Origin of the sequence: Bradyrhizobium valentinum, assembly GCF_001440405.1 — a bacterium.
Classification (GTDB): Bacteria; Pseudomonadota; Alphaproteobacteria; order Rhizobiales; family Xanthobacteraceae; genus Bradyrhizobium; species Bradyrhizobium valentinum.
Window position 1 is genome coordinate 3916 of record NZ_LLXX01000163.1, and the last position, 17216, is coordinate 21131.

The following is a 17216-nucleotide window of genomic DNA, read 5'->3' on the forward strand; positions in this document are numbered from 1 at the left end:
ACAAGCGCGGGCATGACGTGGAGAGATTTGTTTCCCTACATTACAGTGTTTTCATGGGTCGCGTGGCTACCAAAATCAAACGACGAGTAGAACCCGGCGCGGACGATGCGCGCCCCGCGCTGTTGCTCGACTGGTACGACCGCCATCGCCGCCGGTTGCCGTGGCGGCCGCCGGCGGGTGAGCGGGCCGATCCATACCGGGTCTGGCTGTCTGAAATCATGCTGCAGCAGACCGGCGTCAAAACGGTCGGGCCGTATTTCGAGAAGTTTCTGGCGCGCTGGCCCGATGTCGCCGCGCTCGGCCGCGCTTCGCTCGACGATGTACTGCGGATGTGGGCCGGGCTCGGCTATTATTCGCGCGCGCGCAATCTCCATGCCTGTGCGGTCGCGGTGCTGCGCGACCATGGCGGCGTGTTTCCCGAGACCGAGGAAGGCCTCCGCAAATTGCCGGGGATCGGCCCTTACACGGCGGCGGCGATCGGCGCGATCGCCTTCGACATCAGAACCATGCCGGTCGACGGCAATATCGAGCGCGTGGTGTCGCGGCTTTGCGCGGTGGAAGAACCGCTGCCGCAGGCCAAGCCGCTCATACAGGAATTGGCATCGACGCTGCTCGGCCCGTCACGCGCTGGCGACGAGAAGTCTCGCGCCGGCGACAGCGCCCAAGCCTTGATGGACCTCGGCTCCTCGATCTGCACGCCGAAAAAGCCGGCCTGCGCGCTGTGTCCGCTGAATGACGATTGCGCCGCCCGCTTGCGCGGCGATCAGGAGACCTTTCCGCGCAAGGCGCCGAAGAAGGCGGGGACGCTGCGCCGCGGGGCCGCCTTCGTCGTCACGCGCGGCGATGAACTCCTCGTTCGCACCCGGGCGGACAAAGGCCTGCTCGGCGGCATGACCGAAGTACCAGGCTCGGATTGGCTCGCCGGACAGGACGACAAGGCAGCGCTGAAGCAGGCGCCTGCGCTCACGGGCGTGGTGCGCTGGCACCGCAAGGCCGGCGTCGTGACCCACGTCTTCACCCATTTTCCGCTGGAGCTGGTGGTCTATACCGCAAAGGTGGCCGCGCGCACGCGTGCGCCGCAGGACATGCGCTGGGTGCCGATCGCAACGCTCGCCGAGGAGGCGCTTCCCAATGTGATGCGCAAGGCGATCGCGCACGGATTGGGGGAATGAAGCGGGCGCCACCGCTCCGGCAGCGCCCGCTTGCCTTGCGTTAGTTAGACGGCGTTGCCTCGACGGTGAACGCCACGATCTTTCGCACCAGCGGCAGCACCGCGAGCAGGGTCGGAAACGCCACCAGCCACGAAATCGCCCATGCGGCGGGCCAGGTCGTGACGAAAGCGGGCGTCGGTCCGAGGCTCTTCAGCGTCGAAATCCCGGACACGACGAAAGTCATCAGCACCGACAGCACCAGCGGCATGACGATCGCCGCATAGCGCGCAGGCAGTTTTCCGCGCGGGCGCGGAGCATGAAACGTAGTCATTATATCACTCTTTGGATTTCGGTCGGTCGATCACGAACGGCGCATAAAGCATTCCTCCGGAGGTCGAACCAACCGGTTGAATGCGTTGCCTGACGTGAGACGCTTACGGTGCGCATGGCGCAGCAGGCGCTTCCTAACGGAGGCGAAAGGCCCGCACCAGCCCTGAAATCTGGAAGTTATCAAAATCGAAACCGGCCGCCCGCGAGTGGAGCCTGCTGACATCACGCTGGCAGCAGGCCTGCGGTAGATGGAAGGCTCCCGGAGGTCTCCATGATCGCAACCGCTCTCGATAATATTCCCGCACCGCCGTCTTCAAAACTGCTCGGCTGGCGCCTGCTTGACGCGCGGCCGAAGGATGGCTGGATCCGCATCGGCTTCGACGGCAAGCGGGATTTTTGCAACCCGGCCGGCTTCGTGCAGGGCGGCATTCTCTCGGCCATGCTCGACGACACTATGGGGCCGGCGGTGTTCACCATGACCGAGGGCAGGCTCTACACGGCCACCATCACGATGACCGTGAATTTTCTCAGCCCCGCCAAGCCGGGGCCGATCACCGCCGAGGCCAATGTCACCCAACTCGGCAAGACGGTTGCTTTCGTGGAGGGGCGGCTGATGGCCGAAGATGGCACGCTGCTGGCGACCGCCACGACCAGCGCCCGCCTGGTCGAGACGGCGAAGGCCATTGCTCCTGCTAGCTCGCGACCTGCGGTGCTTCCCGCGTGATCTGGACGATCGGCGGTTTGGCGTTGAGCCCCTCGACCTGGAAGCCGGCGACGCGCTTGTAGTTGGCGGCAATGTTTTCCAGTTCTTGCAGCGACAACACGTCGGTCACGACGTTGTAGCCATCAGGCGCGCGCTCTTCGACCATCTGCATCACCTGCTCGGGACCGTTGCGGCGGTTGAGCATCACGAGGTCGGTGGTGGCCGGCCGGCGCTCGGCTTCATAAGCCACAAGTGCGGCGTTGGTCGCGCCATGCGCCAGGATTTCGCGGGTGATGACGCGGGCGTCCAAAATCGCCTGCGATGCGCCGTTGGAGCCGATCGGGTACATCGGATGCGCCGCATCGCCCATCAGCGTGACCCGGCCGAACGTCCATTGCGCAATCGGATCGCGATCGACCAGCGGATATTCGTAAGCGTGCGGGCAATTTTCGATCAGGCCGGGCACGTCGAGCCAGTCGAATTTCCAGTCCTTGAACCAGGGCAGAAACTCTTCGAGTTTTGCAGTGCGGTTATAGTCCTCGCGCCGCCACTGATAGGTCGGCGGCATATGCCGCTCGGCCACCCAATTGATCCTGTATTTGCCGGTGCTGTCTGCCTGCCTCGAAATCGGATAGCAGACGAATTTCAGGATTTCGTGGCCTGCCATGATCATGGTGCGGCCGGACAGGAAGGCGTCGCTGTCGGTGATGCCGCGCCACAGGATGCGGCCGTTCCAGATCGGCGGGCCTTCGTCGGGATAGAGTTTTTCGCGAACTGCCGAATGGATGCCGTCGGCGGCAATCAGCAGCGCGCCGTCGTGATGGCCTTTTGATTTGCCGGTCGCCTTGTCGATGAATTCGGCGCGGACGCCGCTGTCGGTCTCTCGCCAGCCCACGAGATGATGGCTGGTCAGGATGTTCTCTTTTCCCAGCCGTTCGACCGCGGCGTCGAGCAGGATCTGCTGCAGCGTGCCGCGATGGATCGAGAATTGCGGCCATTTGTAACCGGCTTCGATGCCGCGCGGCTCGCTCCAGATCGGCTTGCCGTGCTTGGAAAAATACGCGAGTTCCTTGGTGCGCACGGCGGCTGCGTCGAGCTGGTCGTACAGGCCGAGCTCGATCAATTCGCGCACCGCATGCGGCAGAACGTTGATGCCGACGCCGAGCGGCCGCAGCTCGGACACGCTCTCAAAGACCCTAGCGGGAACGCCGATCTGGTGCAGGCTGAGCGCCAGCGTCAGCCCGCCGATGCCGCCGCCCGCGATAAGTACGGTCATGTTACGCCCCTGTTACTCCCTGGGCGTCATGGCATGAGGGGCGGCAGTGGGCAACTGCGAAGGTTGCCGGCGGATAGGCTCATGGCGTCAGACGATTCAGCCGAGCGGTGGTGGAGCACCGAAGAAGCCGACGATCTTGACCAGCCGGCCGTCGGGGCCGACCTCACCAAAATCGATCGACGTGTCGCCGCAGGTTCCATCCGCACGCACTAGGCGCCAGAGGAAGCGGACCACATGGTGATGCACGTCGATGCTGCTCATGAACTCAAGCCGCGCGCCGGGCCGGCTGGCCAGCACCTCGCCGATCTTCGTCGCCAGCGCGTCACGCCCGGCCAGCGAGACGTTCGGATCGAGATAGACGCCGCTGTCGCTCCAGCATTGCTTGAGCAAATAGCGTCTAGCCGTATCGTCAGGCTCGTTCCATGCCGCCATGTACTGCGTTACGGTTTTCGCGATTGCGCTCTTGTCCATCCGCGCTGTCCTTGAACTTCGGTCTCTACAGGGTTCACTCTGCAAGGAATTACGGAGTTCGTCACTTACATCAGAGGTAATTGCCGTCCTGATGCGGTGCTCTAGATTGTTGGCATGGATGCTTCAGACATGAACTCGCACGAAATCCCGGCTGGACATTTCAGCCGCCTGCTGAAGCATTGGCGCAGCGTTCGTCGGCTGACCCAGATCGAACTGGCGGCGGACGCAAACGTGTCGGCCCGGCATCTGTGCTTCCTGGAGACCGGCCGCTCGCAGCCGAGCCGCGAGATGGTGCAGTTGCTCGGCAGCGCGCTCGACCTGCCGCTCGAGGAGCGAAATGCCCTGCACGTCGCGGCGGGCTTCGTGCCGCCCTATGGCGACAAGGGGCTGGCCGCCGAAAATCTGCAGCCGGTCCGGCAGGCACTGGATTTCATCTTAAGGCAGCAGGAGCCATATCCGGGAATCGTGATCGACGGGCACTGGGATGTTCGCATCCGCAATCAGGCGTCGGCACGCCTGCTCAAGCCGTTTCGCGATTCATACGAGATGGAAAACCACCTTGCCGACAATGCCATGCACGTCGTTTTTCACCCAAAGGGCCTGCGCCAGTTCATGCTGAACTGGGACGAGTTCGCGCGGCATTTGATCCAGATCCTGCACCGCGATGTCGCGCAAGGCAGCCGGGCTGCGGCGCAGCTTCTCGACGAAATCATGGCCTATCCCGGGTTGTCGGCCGAATGGCGGCTGCCGCGACAAGCGTCGGCGTCCGCTCCGGTCATGACGATGCACCTTGCCAAGGGTGACTTTCGTCTCGCCTTCTTTTCCACCTTTACGACGCTTGCGATGCCGATGGACGCAGCCCTGCAACAGATAAAGATCGAATGTTTTTTTCCGGCCGACGACGCGACCGCCGAGAAGGCGCGACAACTCGCACTCTGAAGAAACCTAAGGAGATAGAAATGCAATCTGCTCCGAGCGACCATCAATCGACCGAGACGATGAACGAGCTGCGTGCGCTGAACGCCCGCTTCATCCACAATTTCGTGACCAACGACGTGGCTTCGCACGACGCGATACTTCATCCAGCCTTCATCACCATCTTGCCCACTGGCCAGCGGTGGGATCGTGCGACATATCTGAAATATTGGGCAACGGCCTTCGACCCCGAGGTCATCGTGTACTGGGACGTCCGTGATGAACTCATTACCGTCATCGGTGACGTTGCGCTGGTGCGTTCCACCAACAAATACACGCGCCGCCGCGATGGAAACGAAGTAACCGGCATGACCACCTATACCGATACTTACCTGTTCGAGAATGGTGCGTGGAAATGCATTCAGGCCCAGATCACGGCGGTTGATCCCGAGCATTATCCTCCCGATGACACGATCGTCAGCGTCTATATCGAGGGAAAGCTTCAGCGGCGCGCGGCGTGAACGCGTTGGCTGCGGGCAAGCCGGCCGGCTCGCCTTGGCTTGCGTGCAGCGCAGGGGCGCTTCAACGCGCCGGGGATGGACGGCGGGCCAACGCGCGGCTAACTTCGCGTTTCCCGCGGGAGGATCACCATGTTCAAGCTCTATTATGCCCCCGGCACCTGCGCGCTGGCTTCGCATATCGCTTTGGAAGAGGCCGGAGCCCCCTATGCGGCGGAGCGGCTCGACTTCAAGAACAGCCAGCAGACCTCCCCGCAATATCTTGCGATCAATCCGAAGGGGCGGGTGCCGGCGCTGGTGACGGACCGCGGCACCTTGACCGAAACACCGGCGATCCTCGCTTACATTGCGCAGAGCTTTCCGCAGGCCAGGCTGGTGCCCGATGATGCCTTCGCGTTCGCCCAGGCGCAGGCCTTCAACAGCTATCTCTGCTCGACCGTGCATGTTTCCCACGCCCACAAGATGCGCGGCTATCGCTGGGCGGCCGAGGAGTCCTCATTCGCCGACATGAAGCGCAAGGTGCCGGAAACCATGGCTGCCGGTTTCGCGCTGATCGAGCGGGACATGCTGAAGGGGCCGTGGGTGATGGGCGAGCAGTACACGGTGTGCGACCCCTATCTGTTTACGATCGGGCTTTGGCTCGAAGCCGATGGCGTCGATCTTGCGACGTTGCCGAAGGTGACGGCCCACCGCGAGCGGATGTCGGAGCGGCCGGCGGTGCAGAAGGTGCTGGCGGAAGAGAAAGCCTGAAATCGTGTCTTAGACCTCATCCTGAGGAGCCGCGCAGCGGCGTCTCGAAGGATGAATGGCACCAGCGGGGCCTCGTGGTTCGAGACGGCGCTAATGCGCCTCCTCACCATGAGGGTCTGATATTTACGATGTGGCTTTCCTCCGGTCCCGCTCCATTTCGCGGCCGATGCCGAGCATGATGTTGCGCAGCCAGATCGAGCCGGGGTCCATCTGGGCGCGGGTTGGGTAGAACATGAACTGCTCGTCGATCCCGGGATCGAGCGGCGGCGCAATCGTTGTCAGCGACAATTGCTTCGACAGCGCGGCAATCAGGCGGCGCGGCACGAAGGCGACGAGATCGGTGCGCGCGGCAACGTGCAGCGCCTCGATATAGCCCGGCACGACCAGCGCGATCCGCCGCTCGACGCCTTTGGGTCGCAACCAGATGTCGATCAGGTCATCGCTTTGGCCGCGGATCACGACCGCAACGTGGCGCGCATCGAGAAAGGTTTCGATCCGCTTCAGCCGCGCGCCGATAGGGTGACCACGCCGCACCGCATCGCTGTCGGTGTAAAGCCGTTGCCGGTGAAATCCGGTGAAGGCGTTGCCGATCGAGATCACCAGGTCGATGGTGCGGGCGAATTCCGGCGTGAAAATCGCAGGACCCCGCCACGGCACCACGTCGATCCGGACGTTTGGCGCGGCCCTGGTGATCTTCTCCATCAGCGGCGGCATCAGGAGTTCGACCGCCAGGTCTGGCATCATCAAGCGAAACTGCCGCTCGCTTCTTGCGGCGTCGAAATCGTCGGGAATGAACAGCGCGCGCACCTGGTCGAGCGCCTGCGCCAGGGGAGCGCGCAACGCCTGGGCCCGCGGCGTCAGCTCCATGCGCGCGCCGTTACGAACCAGCAGCGGGTCGCCGATCAGGTCGCGCAGCCGCTGCAGCGCGTGGCTGGCGGCCGGTTGCGACAGCCCGATCCGCATCGCGGCGCGGCTGACATTGGCTTCCCTGAGCAGCGCGTCGAGCGCGACCAATAGATTGAGGTCAAGCGAATTCAAATTCATGAGATGAATATATATCATATTCATTATTGATTGGAAGAATGGCGTGCCGCGCGTGATGATCTGCAGCACAGACCAAAAGGAGTAGCCGCCATGATCGCAGCAGCGAACAAGAAACTAGTGCAGCAGGTTTACACGGATTCCGCCAACCGCAGCGGGACCACATTTCTCGATAACCTCGCCGAGGACGCGACTTGGATCGTCACCGGCCAATATTCTTGGTCGCACGAATTCAAGGGCCGCGATGCGATCAATAACGGCCTGATGGGCCATTTCCGCTCGTTCTTTGCCGTGCGGCCGCGCACGGTGGCGTTCAACTTCATCGCGGAGGGTGATTATGTCGTGGTCGAAGCCCGCGGTGACAACGTGACCAAGGCAGGCCTTCGCTACGACAATCAATATTGCATGGTCTGGCGCATCGAGAACGGCAAGATCAAGGAGATCAAGGAATACTGCGACTCCGCGCTGGTCGAGCGGGTACTCGGGCCGTTTCCGGCAGAGCGAAAGCTCGCCGCCGCGGTTTAGGTCATTGGGCAGCGTTTGCGCGAAGGGCAGGCGCCATCGACGACCGGGCTTGCAAAAGTCCGGACCTTTCGCAGTTGCGGCAAGCGCGCTCGAGCTTGTGCGCACCTGGCGGGAACGCAGCCGAGCCCGGCGTCACCTGGCCGCGATGAGTGGGCGCGAGTTGCAGGATATCGGCACCTGCTGGTCGCAAGTTGCCAATGAGGTGATCAAACCGTTCTGGCAAGAGTGAAGCTGAAATGAAAAACGGCGCCCTCGCGGGCGCCGTTTTGCTGAATGCGCCCGCTCAGGCCGCCTTCACCGACATGTGCTTGAACATGTTGCTGCGGGCTTCGTCGTCCATCTCGGCCTTGAACTTAAAGTTATCCTTCAGCGCGATCGCCTTTGCAGCCGCGGGCCGTGCCGAGATCTCGTCGACCAGCCGCTTGACGTTGGGGTATTTCGCGACCGCGTCCTCGCCAAGAACAAAGGGAAGCATGCGGGCCCAGCCCCACACGTCCATGTCGACGATGGTGTAGGTGTCGCCGACCATATAGCGGCGGTTGGCAAGGTGGTCGTTGAGAATGCCGAAGTGCCGCTGCGCCTCGAACTGGTAGCGGTTATGGGCGTAGTCGATCTTTTCCGGTGCGAAATGCTTGAAGTGGACGGCCTGGCCGGAGAAAGGCCCGACGCCGGTGGCGACGAACATCAACCATGACAGCAATTCGCCCCGATTGGCCGGTGTGTTCACGGGGAGAAACTTGCCGGTCTTTTCGGCGAGGAAGAGCAAGATGGCGTTGCTGTCGAACACCTTGACGCCGTCATCGTCGATGGCGGGCACCTTGGCGTTCGGATTGATGGCGAGGTATTCCGGCTTGAACTGGTCGCCCTTGCGGGTGTCGACGGCAACCGGCTGATAGGCGATGCCGGCTTCCTCGAGGAAGAGGGCGACCTTGGTCGGGTTGGGCGATCCGTTGAAGTAGAATTTGAGCATTTTGGAATTTCCCCATTGCTTCTTGCAGGAAGCTTATTGCGGACTCCGGACATGGCGGGAATGCCGCCGGAGGGCACGTCCATGCTCAAATTTTTGCGGGCCGCGCAAGCGACGAATTCGTGAAATGCAGGGCCTTACGAGAAAGCGAGGCCCTACGATATGAGCAGGCCGCCTATACCGGTAACCGCAAGGGCGACGCCGGCAGCAATCATCACCGACGCAAAGCGGATTTCCGAACGCAAAGCGGTGCGTTGCCCCGTGCGTTCCGATCCTCGCGCATAACCGTGGACGATGATCTGCTCGGTGAAGGTGCCGTTGGCGTCCAGAATGTCGGTCAAGCCCGCGCTGGCAATCAGGATGCCGAGGATGACCAATCCGGCAGGGCCCAGCAAACTCAACAGCAGCATCGGAAACACGCCGATCAGGAAGACCGGCAGCAGCGGCAACACGATGAGCGACTCGGAGCCTCGGGTGCGCATGGGAATAATCACTTATCAGAAATGAACGTAGTCTGTATGCCTTCAAATAGGGGCGAAAAGGCGCATCGCCACCTGCACCCACGGCACGGCTGCCATGCCGGCCTATCACGCCGGCTGCGAAGGCTATGGGCAGGCCGCATTTCGCGGCACGCCCATCTCCCGCAGGCCATACGCACGCTGCGGTGCATTGGCGCGGCCAGGCAAAGACCTGCCCGCGTCGTATCGCGACGATGTGAAGCGAGGCTTATTCTTACTGCGTCATAACCGTCAAACCTCATCCTGAGGAGCCCGCGCAGCGGGCGTCTCGAAGGATGTAGGCCACAGTCGGGCCTCATGGTTCGAGACGCGCTTCGCGCTCCTCACCATGAGGAACTGGTGACGCAGTAAGATTATCCTGCCGCCATTCCCGAGCGGATTTCGGCGCGCAGTTCGTCGATCAGCTTGAGGCCGTTCTTGGTCTCGACATGCCAGAAGGTCCAGCCGTTGCAGGCGCCGGAGCCTTGGGCAACCGCGCCCATGCGATGGATCGAGCCGACCTTGTCGCCGAGCATGATGGCGCCGTCGGCGCGAACCAGGGCGCCGTGGCGCTTCTTGGAGTCGACCAGCTTGGTGCCGGGCGGAATCATGCCGCGTTCGATCAGTTCGGAGAACGCCACGCGGGGCGCGTCGCGCGCGGTCATGAAGGGCGCCAGCGTCGCCTCCGGCAGCGGTTCGACCGCCGCGATGCGCGCCTCGGCCGCCTCCGCATAGGTCTTGTCGCGCTCGAAGCCGATGTAACGGCGGCCGAGGCGTTTTGCCACGGCGCCGGTCGTGCCGGTGCCGTTGAACGGATCGATCACGAGATCGCCGGGCTTTGATGACGACAGCAGCACGCGCGCCAAGAGGCCCTCGGGCTTCTGGGTCGGGTGCACTTTCTTGCCGTCGGCGCCCTTGAGGCGCTCTTCGCCGGTGCAGAGCGGGATCAGCCAGTCGGAACGCGCCTGCACGTCCTCGTTGGCGGCCTTCAGGGCTTCATAATTGAAGGTATAGCCCTTGGCCTTCTCGTCGCGCGCCGCCCAGATCATGGTCTCATGGGCATTGGTGAAACGGCGGCCGCGGAAATTCGGCATCGGATTGGTCTTGCGCCAGACGATGTCGTTGAGAACCCAGAAGCCGAGGTCCTGCATGATCGCGCCGACGCGGAAGATATTGTGATAGGAACCGATCACCCACAACGTCGCCGACGGTTTCATGACGCGGCGGCAGGCGAGCAGCCAGGCGCGGGTGAAATCGTCATACGCGGCGAACGACGAAAACTTGTCCCAGTCGTCGTTGACGGCATCGACATGGGATTCGTCGGGGCGCTTGAGGTCGCCCTTGAGCTGCAGATTATACGGGGGGTCTGCGAACACCAGATCGACCGAACCGGCCGGGAGCTTCGACATCTCGGCGACGCAATCGCCGACGACGATACGCACGCTGGAATCAGACTCGAATTTGGTGCGGGGCGCCCTTGCAGACGCCCCGCGACGCGACACAACCATGACTCAATTACTCTGACTCAGGCGACGCTGTCGGCGACGCGGGACTAAACAACCGACTGGCGCTACATTGACCGCGCAAAGTAAAAATCGACTTAACCCGGGATACTGCGGGCAGAGATTGCGAAGAGAGATGGCCGAAAGAAACACCAGCGGAGATTGCCGCGGCTGGTGCACTAGGCAATATTTGCCGGGCGGGTTATTGATTAATGGAATGGAAATTTTACGTCTGTGCCGAGTTGGGTATTCGGGCCAACAGCCGGGATGAGGAAACACTGCCATGCGTTACGATGATTTCCGTCGCAGCGACGACATCGAGGACCGTCGCGACGATAGCGGCGGCGGAATGGGTGGCGGCGGCGGTGGTTTCGGGCTTCCGATGGGCGGCGGCGGGCTCGGCATCGGCACCATCATCGTGCTCGGCCTTGTCGGCTACGCCTTCGGCATCGACCCGCGCATTTTGATCGGCGGCGCCGAAATCCTGAGCGGCGGCGGCCAGGCGCCGACCTACCAGACCGATCGCAGGTCGGGACCGGCCAAGACCGGCGCGCCGAAGGACGAAGTCGGCAGCATGATCGCTGGTATCCTCGGCGAGATCGACGACCGCTGGAGCGAGATCTTCCAGTCCAGCGGACAAAATTACACCGGGCCGCGCATCGTGCTGTTTCGCAACGCCACCAATGGCGGGCGCTGCGGCATGGCGCAGTCGGCGATGGGGCCGTTCTACTGCCCGCCTGACAAACAGATCTTCCTCGACACCAGTTTCTTCCGCGAAGTCGAAACGCGCTTTCGCGGCTGCTCGGGCAATGCCTGCAAATTCACGACAGCCTATATCATCGCGCATGAAGCGGGACATCACATCCAGAACCTGCTCGGCATCCTGCCGCGCGTGACGCGGCTGCAGCAGCAGGCCGGCAGCAAGGCGGAAGCCAATGCGCTGCAGGTCAAGGTCGAGCTGCAGGCGGATTGTCTTGCCGGCGTCTGGGTCAACCGCGAGGAAAAGAAACGTCCGGGTTTCCTCGAGGCCGGCGATATCGAAGCGGCGCTGACCACGGCAAGCGCGATCGGCGACGATACGTTGCAGCGAAAGGCGACGGGCAGGGTGGTGCCCGATAGTTTCACCCACGGCTCCGCGGCACAGCGCAGGCAATGGTTCATGACCGGCTACAAGCAGGGCACGGTGCAGGCCTGCAACACGTTTGCCGCGGGAGCGTTGTGAGTTAGCGTCATCCCCGGATGAACGCGCTTGCGTTCACTCGGGAGGTGCGAGCCCCTTTGGCGAGCCTCGAAGGATGACAGCCCGTGGCCCATCCTTCGAGACGCCGCGCAAGAGCGCGGCTCCTCAGGATGACGTCTTGTTGTGAGGCAAAGAGGGGTGGTGAATGTCCTCCATAGATGAATCAAAACAATTCGTGCCGCTCAACATCGCGGTGCTGACGATCTCGGATACGCGCTCGCTGGCTGACGACAAATCGGGTGCAGCGCTGGCAGATCGGCTGATCGCGGCGGGCCATCATCTCGCTGCGCGCGACATCATCGTCGACGACGTCGATGCGATCCGCGTCGTCGTCAAGCGGTGGATCGCCGATCCGGGCATCGATGCGATCATCACCACGGGCGGTACCGGCTTCACCGGCCGCGACGTAACGCCGGAGGCGGTCGAGCCGTTGTTCGAAAAGCGGATGGACGGCTTTTCCATCGCCTTCCACATGCTGAGCCACGCCAAGATCGGCGCCTCGACGGTGCAGAGCCGCGCCACCGCCGGCGTGGCAGGCGCGACCTTCATTTTCTGCCTGCCGGGATCGCCGGGCGCCTGCCGCGATGCGTGGGACGGCATCCTCGCCGCCCAGCTCGATTACCGTACGCGCCCCTGCAATTTCGTGGAGATCATGCCGCGGCTGGACGAGCACCTGCGGCGGCCTAAAGCACAAGGCGCTTCAGCCTGACCAGCAACGCCCATAACGCGCGCCACATGTTACGATAGGCTTCGGCGCGCAACAGACGCGCGCGCTCGATATGGAAGTCGATGAGTTCTGGCGTGACGCGCCGCGGACTATCGCGACGCGCGGGCTTCACAGTTCCAGTTCCCAGGTTTCGCCGACCAGGTCTCGGCCAAAGCTGCGGTGCGGCCCGGTGGCGACCAGCTTGAACCCGGCTTCCTGGTAGATATTGCGCGCCGCGACGAGGATACTCTGGGTCCACAGCGTGATCTTGCGATAACCGCAGGCCTTCGCGAACGCGATGCATTCGGCGACCAGCCGATGACCCAGACCCTGTCCGCGTCCGGCCGGTTCGACCAGCAGCAGTCGCAGCTTGGCGACATCGTCGGTATAGCGCACCAGAAATATCGAGCCGACCTGCGCGCCATCGATCTCGGCGATCCAGCAACGCTCGCGCGACGCATCGAATGAGGCGAGAAACTTTGCCGCGATCTCGGCGACGAGCCCCTCGAACGAGGAATCGAATCCGTATTCGCGGGCGTAGAACGCGCCGTGGCTCTGCACCACCCATCCCATGTCTCCGGGACGCGGTTCGCGCAGCACCGCGGGCGAAGGCAGGCCGCCGGATTCACCGAGCAGCCGTTCGATCTCGGCCATCGCCCCGATCAAGCGCGCTCTGCCGTCTTGCGGCAATTTCGCCAGCATCGCTGCAACTTCGTCCTGCGTGCTGCGCTCGAGTTTTGCGAATGTCTGACGACCCTTGGCCGTCAGTGCGAGCCGGTATTGCCGGCGGTCGGACGGCAGCGGTTCGCGGGTGATCAATCCGGCTTCATCGAAATTCTGCACGATCCGGCTGAGATAGCCGGCATCGAGACCCAGTTCGGCTCCGATCTCCTTCGCCGAGAGATTTTCACGGTGGGCGAGTTCGTACAGCACCCGCGCCTCGCTCAGCGAGAAGGGGCTCTTCAGTAGATGCTGGTCCAGCACGCCGAGCTTGCGGGTGTAGAAGCGGTTGAAGGCGCGAACCGCTGCGACTTCTTGTTCGGAATCCAACTGGGACATGGCAGCACCTCGATACTTGCTATTGTCAAATAATTATTTGACTATGGCAAGTATATTTGTGCTGCGAAAGCGTTTGCGAGCGGGGTGAGGGGTGCCCCTGACGCAAGCCGCGCGCGATTCTACTTTGCATGGGGTTGTTTTCGCGATTTTGGGTGTGGGCGCTGCGATGTACCGCCGTACTGCCTAGGCGACAACCATGATCCGGCTGCGCAACTGGGTGCGCGACGAGCGGCCGAGCTGGCGCAACAGCCGCGTCTCGGAGCGGCGGGAATCCGGCCGGTAGCCGCCAAGCCGTTCGTAATGATCGCGCGCGATCAGGAGGCCCTGTTCCGCCGACGGCCCGATAATCATGCGTGCCACGAATTTGAAGCCGTCGCGCAGCCGCGTGTCGGCATAGGGCGAGCGGGCATAGCGAAAGACCCCGGCGCGCGGCCGGCCGCTGCTCGATACATTCTGAATGAACTGCGTGGTCTCTTCGATCCACCCGCTGTCGAGCACCGCGCCGGCGTGCAGGAACATTAGCCATGGCGAGCGCGCCGCCCGCGCGCCGGCAGCCAGCGCCGCAGCACGTGTTCCTTCAAACCTGAGAAAGCGGCAGCCGGCCACATCGGCCACCCGTTCGATCACGCCGTTGCCGGCCCTGTCGACCAGCAGGACTTCGCGGATGACGCCGGCGGCGGCTCCCGGCACCAGCGCCGCCAATGTTGCGACGGCGGGCTGTTCTTTTCCTTCGGTCGGGACGATTACGCTCAGCATGAATGAGGCTTCGGTGGCTCAGACGGTGAAAAACGCCGCACTGTTATCACCTTGTCACAATCAAAGCAGCCGTGTGCGTGCAGCTTTTTTCGGCACGCCGCGCCGGCTCGTTTTCCGACGTGTGTGCCTCGTTGTGAATTGCTGTCGATGATGTTCTTGATTTGTTCTTTTGACGTGCTATGTTCGCTTCATGAGCCGAGCATCCTCTCATGCCCTCAAGCACCCGCCGGTCACGGCGCCCTCCGAGCCGGCGGGTGCGACACCTTTTCCTGAGCTTGAGGTCGCGATCGAACGGCAGCGACGGCGCGGCCGTGGCGCGCAGTCCAATGACAGCGGCCGGTTCGAGGCCGAGGCGCGGGTCGCCTTCGACGATGGCTGGCAAAGCCTGGACGACCTGCCGCCGTTCAAGACGACGGTATCGCTGGATACCTCGCGCAAGGTCATCACCCGCAACGACTCGCCCGACATCGGGTTCGACCGTTCGATCAATCCCTATCGCGGCTGTGAGCACGGCTGCGTCTACTGCTTCGCGCGGCCGACGCATGCTTTTCTCGGCCTGTCGCCCGGGCTCGATTTCGAATCCAGGCTGCTGGCCAAGCCGGACGCGCCCGAACTGCTCGAGAAGGAATTGGCGGCGCCCGGTTACGAGCCGCGCATGATCGCGATCGGCACCAACACCGATCCCTATCAGCCGATCGAGCGCGAATACAAAATCATGCGTGGCATTCTCGAAGTGCTGGATAGAGCCGGCCATCCCGTCGGCATCGTTACCAAGTCGGCGCTGGTGACGCGCGACATCGATATTCTCCAGCGCATGGCGAAGCGCAATTTGGCCAAGGTCGCGATATCGGTGACCACGCTGGATGCCAAGCTTGCGCGCACCATGGAGCCGCGCGCCTCGACGCCGCCGAAGCGGCTGGAGGCGCTGCGGCAATTGTCGGCGGCCGGCATTCCCGCGACCGTGATGGTCGCACCCGTCATCCCCGCGCTGAACGATTCCGAGATCGAACGCATTCTCGATGCCGCAGCCCATGCCGGCGTCAAGGAAGCAAGCTATGTGCTGTTGCGGCTGCCGCTGGAAGTGCGCGACCTGTTTCGCGAATGGCTGATGGCGAACTATCCCGACCGCTACCGCCACGTCTTCACCCTGATCCGCGACATGCGCGGCGGGCGCGATTACGACTCGCAATGGGGAACGCGGATGAAGGGTACCGGTCCGATGGCCTGGATGATCGGAAGGCGTTTCGAGATCGCCTGCGAAAAGCTCGGCCTCAATAAGCGCCGCTCGAAACTGACAACCGATCATTTCGTCAAGCCGAAGCGAAGCGGACAGCAACTGAGTTTGTTCTAGGTCGTTGTCGTCATTGCGAGCGAAGCGACGCAATCCATTTATCCGAGCAAGAAGTGTGGATTGCTTCGTCGCTTAGGCTCCCTTGCGCAAACGCTTCGCGTTTGTCGCCGGCAATGACGTGGAGAGCAAGATGAGCGAAAAATCCTCGAAACCAACCCCGCGGTTCACGGTCATCACGCTAGGCGTCAGCGACATGCACGCCAGTATCGCGTTTTATGAAGCGCTCGGTTTTGCACGGAAAATGCGCGCAACCGGCGAGGCCGTCGCCTTCTTCGACACCGGCGGCACAGTGATCGCGCTGTTCCCGTGGGACCAACTCGCCGGCGACGCCACGCTGCCGGATCAGCCGCGGCCGAAAACCTTTCGCGGATCGACGCTCGCCTGGAATTGCAGTTCCGTAGAGGAGGTCGATACGGTGCTGGATTTCGCAATCTCCTGCGGCGCGTCGCCATTGAAGCCCGCGCACAGGACCGACTACGGCGGCTACTCCGGCTATTTCGGCGATCCCGACAACCACCCCTGGGAAGTCGTGGTCGCGCCCGGCATCGAGGTCGGCGACGACCGGCGGATTCACCTGCCGGATTAGAACCCGCGATGTCGTGGCCGCGCCACTTCTCTGTGTTGGTGAATTGCCGTATTGCGGTTTGATGAACCAGAAGCCCGCGCCAGCATCGAGAAAACAGCCGCTCGTTATTCTGACGACGGCGCGCCTGATTCTGCGCACGACGCTCGAACAGGACATATCGATTCTGCAGAGTTTGATTTTCGGCGACAGCGAGGTGATGCGGTTTGCATTTGCCGGAGCACCGATGGCTAGGGACGCCGCCGAGGATTTCATCCGGAGATCGTTCACTTTCGGCGAAAGCCTCACGGGGATGGCGGTTCTGTCCGAAAAGCCCGCGGGCGAAGTGATCGGCTTTGCCGGCTTGTCTCCATGCCAGGCGCTGAAAGCCGACGATTTTGAGATCGGGTTTGTTCTTGCGCGCCGGGCATGGGGCAAGGGGATTGCAACCGAAATCGGCGAGGCGCAGCTCGCTTTTGGATTCGAGCAACTCAAATGCAGCAGATTGCTGGGGCTGGTCGATCCGCGAAATGCACTGTCCATTCATGCGCTCGAGAAACTCGGAATGCGTTATCTGGAGACGATTGCGGAGCCTAAGCGCGGAAACCGAAGCATTTATGTGATCGAGGCCGGGGAGTGGCGACAGCGCCACGCTGAATAACGGGAATTGTGCTAGGTTCCCGGTTGCGCCCGGGCGCGCGCTTTCGCAGGATCCCCGCATGATTCGGGACAGGTCCGCCAAAAAAACCGACAAGAAGGCCGGCAAGGAACAGGCCGAGCCGCCCAAGGGCGTCATCGCGGTCGCGCCGCCGAGCTTCCGCCGTGAGCGGGCGCTGATCAAGCGTGGCGTCTGGCCGGTGGCCGGCTGCGACGAGGCCGGGCGCGGTCCGCTGGCG

22 protein-coding genes and 1 pseudogene are annotated in these 17216 nt (G+C 62.7%); 13 read left to right on the plus strand and 10 right to left on the minus strand.

Going from position 1 to position 17216, the window contains the following annotated elements:
- Positions 1-53 precede the first annotated feature (53 nt).
- Positions 54-1172: an A/G-specific adenine glycosylase gene (locus CP49_RS29230; protein WP_057853604.1), complete on the plus strand. Its 1119-nt coding sequence runs from the start codon at positions 54-56 to the stop codon at positions 1170-1172.
- A gap of 40 nt (positions 1173-1212) precedes the next feature.
- Here CP49_RS29230 and CP49_RS29235 read toward each other — a convergent pair whose 3' ends face one another.
- Positions 1213-1482: a DUF2798 domain-containing protein gene (locus CP49_RS29235; protein ID WP_057853605.1), complete on the minus strand. Its 270-nt coding sequence runs from the start codon at positions 1480-1482 to the stop codon at positions 1213-1215.
- 270 nt (positions 1483-1752) lie between these two features.
- Here CP49_RS29235 and CP49_RS29240 point away from each other — a divergent pair, with 270 nt between their 5' ends.
- Complete coding sequence (locus CP49_RS29240; protein WP_057853606.1) at positions 1753-2205, plus strand: PaaI family thioesterase; 453 nt, start codon at positions 1753-1755, stop codon at positions 2203-2205.
- On the opposite strand, the gene CP49_RS29245 is transcribed toward CP49_RS29240, so the two are convergent.
- Positions 2174-3460 (minus strand): flavin-dependent oxidoreductase, encoded by a 1287-nt coding sequence (locus CP49_RS29245; protein ID WP_057853607.1) that lies wholly within the window; start codon positions 3458-3460, stop codon positions 2174-2176. The two genes, CP49_RS29240 and CP49_RS29245, sit on opposite strands and share 32 nt — an antisense overlap.
- Positions 3461-3556: 96 nt before the next feature.
- Positions 3557-3931 carry a nuclear transport factor 2 family protein gene (locus CP49_RS29250; protein WP_057853608.1) on the minus strand — a complete coding sequence of 125 codons (375 nt, stop codon included), beginning with the start codon at positions 3929-3931 and terminating at the stop codon, positions 3557-3559.
- A 129-nt stretch (positions 3932-4060) separates the two neighbouring features.
- On the opposite strand from CP49_RS29250, the gene CP49_RS29255 reads away from it, so the two are divergent.
- The 3 genes from CP49_RS29255 (at position 4061) to CP49_RS29265 (ending at position 6114) form a co-directional block, all read left to right on the plus strand.
- The gene (locus tag CP49_RS29255; RefSeq protein ID WP_063791797.1) at positions 4061-4870 is read left to right on the plus strand and encodes a helix-turn-helix domain-containing protein; all 810 of its coding nucleotides are present in this window, start codon (positions 4061-4063) and stop codon (positions 4868-4870) included.
- 20 nt (positions 4871-4890) lie between these two features.
- Positions 4891-5367, plus strand: a complete 477-nt coding sequence (locus tag CP49_RS29260) for a nuclear transport factor 2 family protein (protein ID WP_057853610.1) — start codon at positions 4891-4893, stop codon at positions 5365-5367.
- Positions 5368-5496: 129 nt separating this feature from the next.
- Entirely contained in the window at positions 5497-6114 is a 618-nt protein-coding gene (locus CP49_RS29265; protein ID WP_057853611.1) for a glutathione S-transferase family protein, read from the plus strand.
- Between the two features lie 123 nt (positions 6115-6237).
- On the opposite strand, the gene CP49_RS29270 is transcribed toward CP49_RS29265, so the two are convergent.
- Positions 6238-7158, minus strand: coding sequence for a LysR family transcriptional regulator (locus tag CP49_RS29270; protein WP_057853622.1), 921 nt, complete (start codon positions 7156-7158; stop codon positions 6238-6240).
- Between the two features lie 90 nt (positions 7159-7248).
- Here CP49_RS29270 and CP49_RS29275 point away from each other — a divergent pair, with 90 nt between their 5' ends.
- On the plus strand, positions 7249-7680 hold the full coding sequence (locus CP49_RS29275) for a nuclear transport factor 2 family protein (protein WP_057853612.1): 432 nt from the start codon (positions 7249-7251) through the stop codon (positions 7678-7680).
- Positions 7681-7777: 97 nt separating this feature from the next.
- Complete coding sequence (locus CP49_RS29280; protein ID WP_245310925.1) at positions 7778-7909, plus strand: DUF1127 domain-containing protein; 132 nt, start codon at positions 7778-7780, stop codon at positions 7907-7909.
- Positions 7910-7963: 54 nt separating this feature from the next.
- Here CP49_RS29280 and CP49_RS29285 read toward each other — a convergent pair whose 3' ends face one another.
- The 3 genes from CP49_RS29285 to CP49_RS29295 all read right to left on the minus strand — a co-directional run bounded on the left by CP49_RS29285 (position 7964) and on the right by CP49_RS29295 (position 10652).
- Positions 7964-8650, minus strand: a complete 687-nt coding sequence (locus CP49_RS29285) for a glutathione S-transferase family protein (RefSeq protein ID WP_057853614.1) — start codon at positions 8648-8650, stop codon at positions 7964-7966.
- A 152-nt stretch (positions 8651-8802) separates the two neighbouring features.
- Positions 8803-9099: a hypothetical protein gene (locus tag CP49_RS29290; protein WP_245310926.1), complete on the minus strand. Its 297-nt coding sequence runs from the start codon at positions 9097-9099 to the stop codon at positions 8803-8805.
- Positions 9100-9518: 419 nt separating this feature from the next.
- Positions 9519-10652, minus strand: a complete 1134-nt coding sequence (locus tag CP49_RS29295; protein WP_057853616.1) for a site-specific DNA-methyltransferase — start codon at positions 10650-10652, stop codon at positions 9519-9521.
- A 277-nt stretch (positions 10653-10929) separates the two neighbouring features.
- On the opposite strand from CP49_RS29295, the gene ypfJ reads away from it, so the two are divergent.
- Entirely contained in the window at positions 10930-11868 is a 939-nt protein-coding gene (gene ypfJ, locus CP49_RS29300; RefSeq protein WP_057853617.1) for a KPN_02809 family neutral zinc metallopeptidase, read from the plus strand.
- A gap of 163 nt (positions 11869-12031) precedes the next feature.
- Positions 12032-12595, plus strand: coding sequence for a molybdenum cofactor biosynthesis protein B (gene moaB, locus CP49_RS29305; protein ID WP_057853618.1), 564 nt, complete (start codon positions 12032-12034; stop codon positions 12593-12595).
- Here the strand turns inward: moaB and CP49_RS49455 are convergent.
- From CP49_RS49455 to CP49_RS29315, 3 genes are all read right to left on the minus strand, one after another.
- Entirely contained in the window at positions 12570-12725 is a 156-nt protein-coding gene (locus CP49_RS49455) for an RSP_7527 family protein (RefSeq protein WP_275187945.1), read from the minus strand. The two genes, moaB and CP49_RS49455, sit on opposite strands and share 26 nt — an antisense overlap.
- A complete protein-coding gene (locus CP49_RS29310; RefSeq protein ID WP_057853619.1) occupies positions 12722-13651 on the minus strand; it encodes a bifunctional helix-turn-helix transcriptional regulator/GNAT family N-acetyltransferase in 930 nt (309 codons plus the stop codon). Before CP49_RS29310 ends, CP49_RS49455 begins: the two co-directional genes overlap by 4 nt.
- A 183-nt stretch (positions 13652-13834) precedes the next feature.
- Positions 13835-14407, minus strand: a complete 573-nt coding sequence (locus CP49_RS29315; protein ID WP_057853620.1) for a glycosyltransferase family protein — start codon at positions 14405-14407, stop codon at positions 13835-13837.
- 190 nt (positions 14408-14597) lie between these two features.
- Here CP49_RS29315 and CP49_RS29320 point away from each other — a divergent pair, with 190 nt between their 5' ends.
- The 4 genes and pseudogenes from CP49_RS29320 to CP49_RS48000 all read left to right on the plus strand — a co-directional run.
- Positions 14598-15758 (plus strand): PA0069 family radical SAM protein, encoded by a 1161-nt coding sequence (locus CP49_RS29320; RefSeq protein ID WP_057853623.1) that lies wholly within the window; start codon positions 14598-14600, stop codon positions 15756-15758.
- Between the two features lie 130 nt (positions 15759-15888).
- Entirely contained in the window at positions 15889-16344 is a 456-nt protein-coding gene (locus CP49_RS29325; RefSeq protein ID WP_057853624.1) for a VOC family protein, read from the plus strand.
- 61 nt (positions 16345-16405) lie between these two features.
- The gene (locus CP49_RS29330; RefSeq protein ID WP_057853621.1) at positions 16406-16981 is read left to right on the plus strand and encodes a GNAT family N-acetyltransferase; all 576 of its coding nucleotides are present in this window, start codon (positions 16406-16408) and stop codon (positions 16979-16981) included.
- A 58-nt stretch (positions 16982-17039) separates the two neighbouring features.
- Positions 17040-17216: pseudogene (locus CP49_RS48000) on the plus strand (ribonuclease HII); the annotation flags it as partial.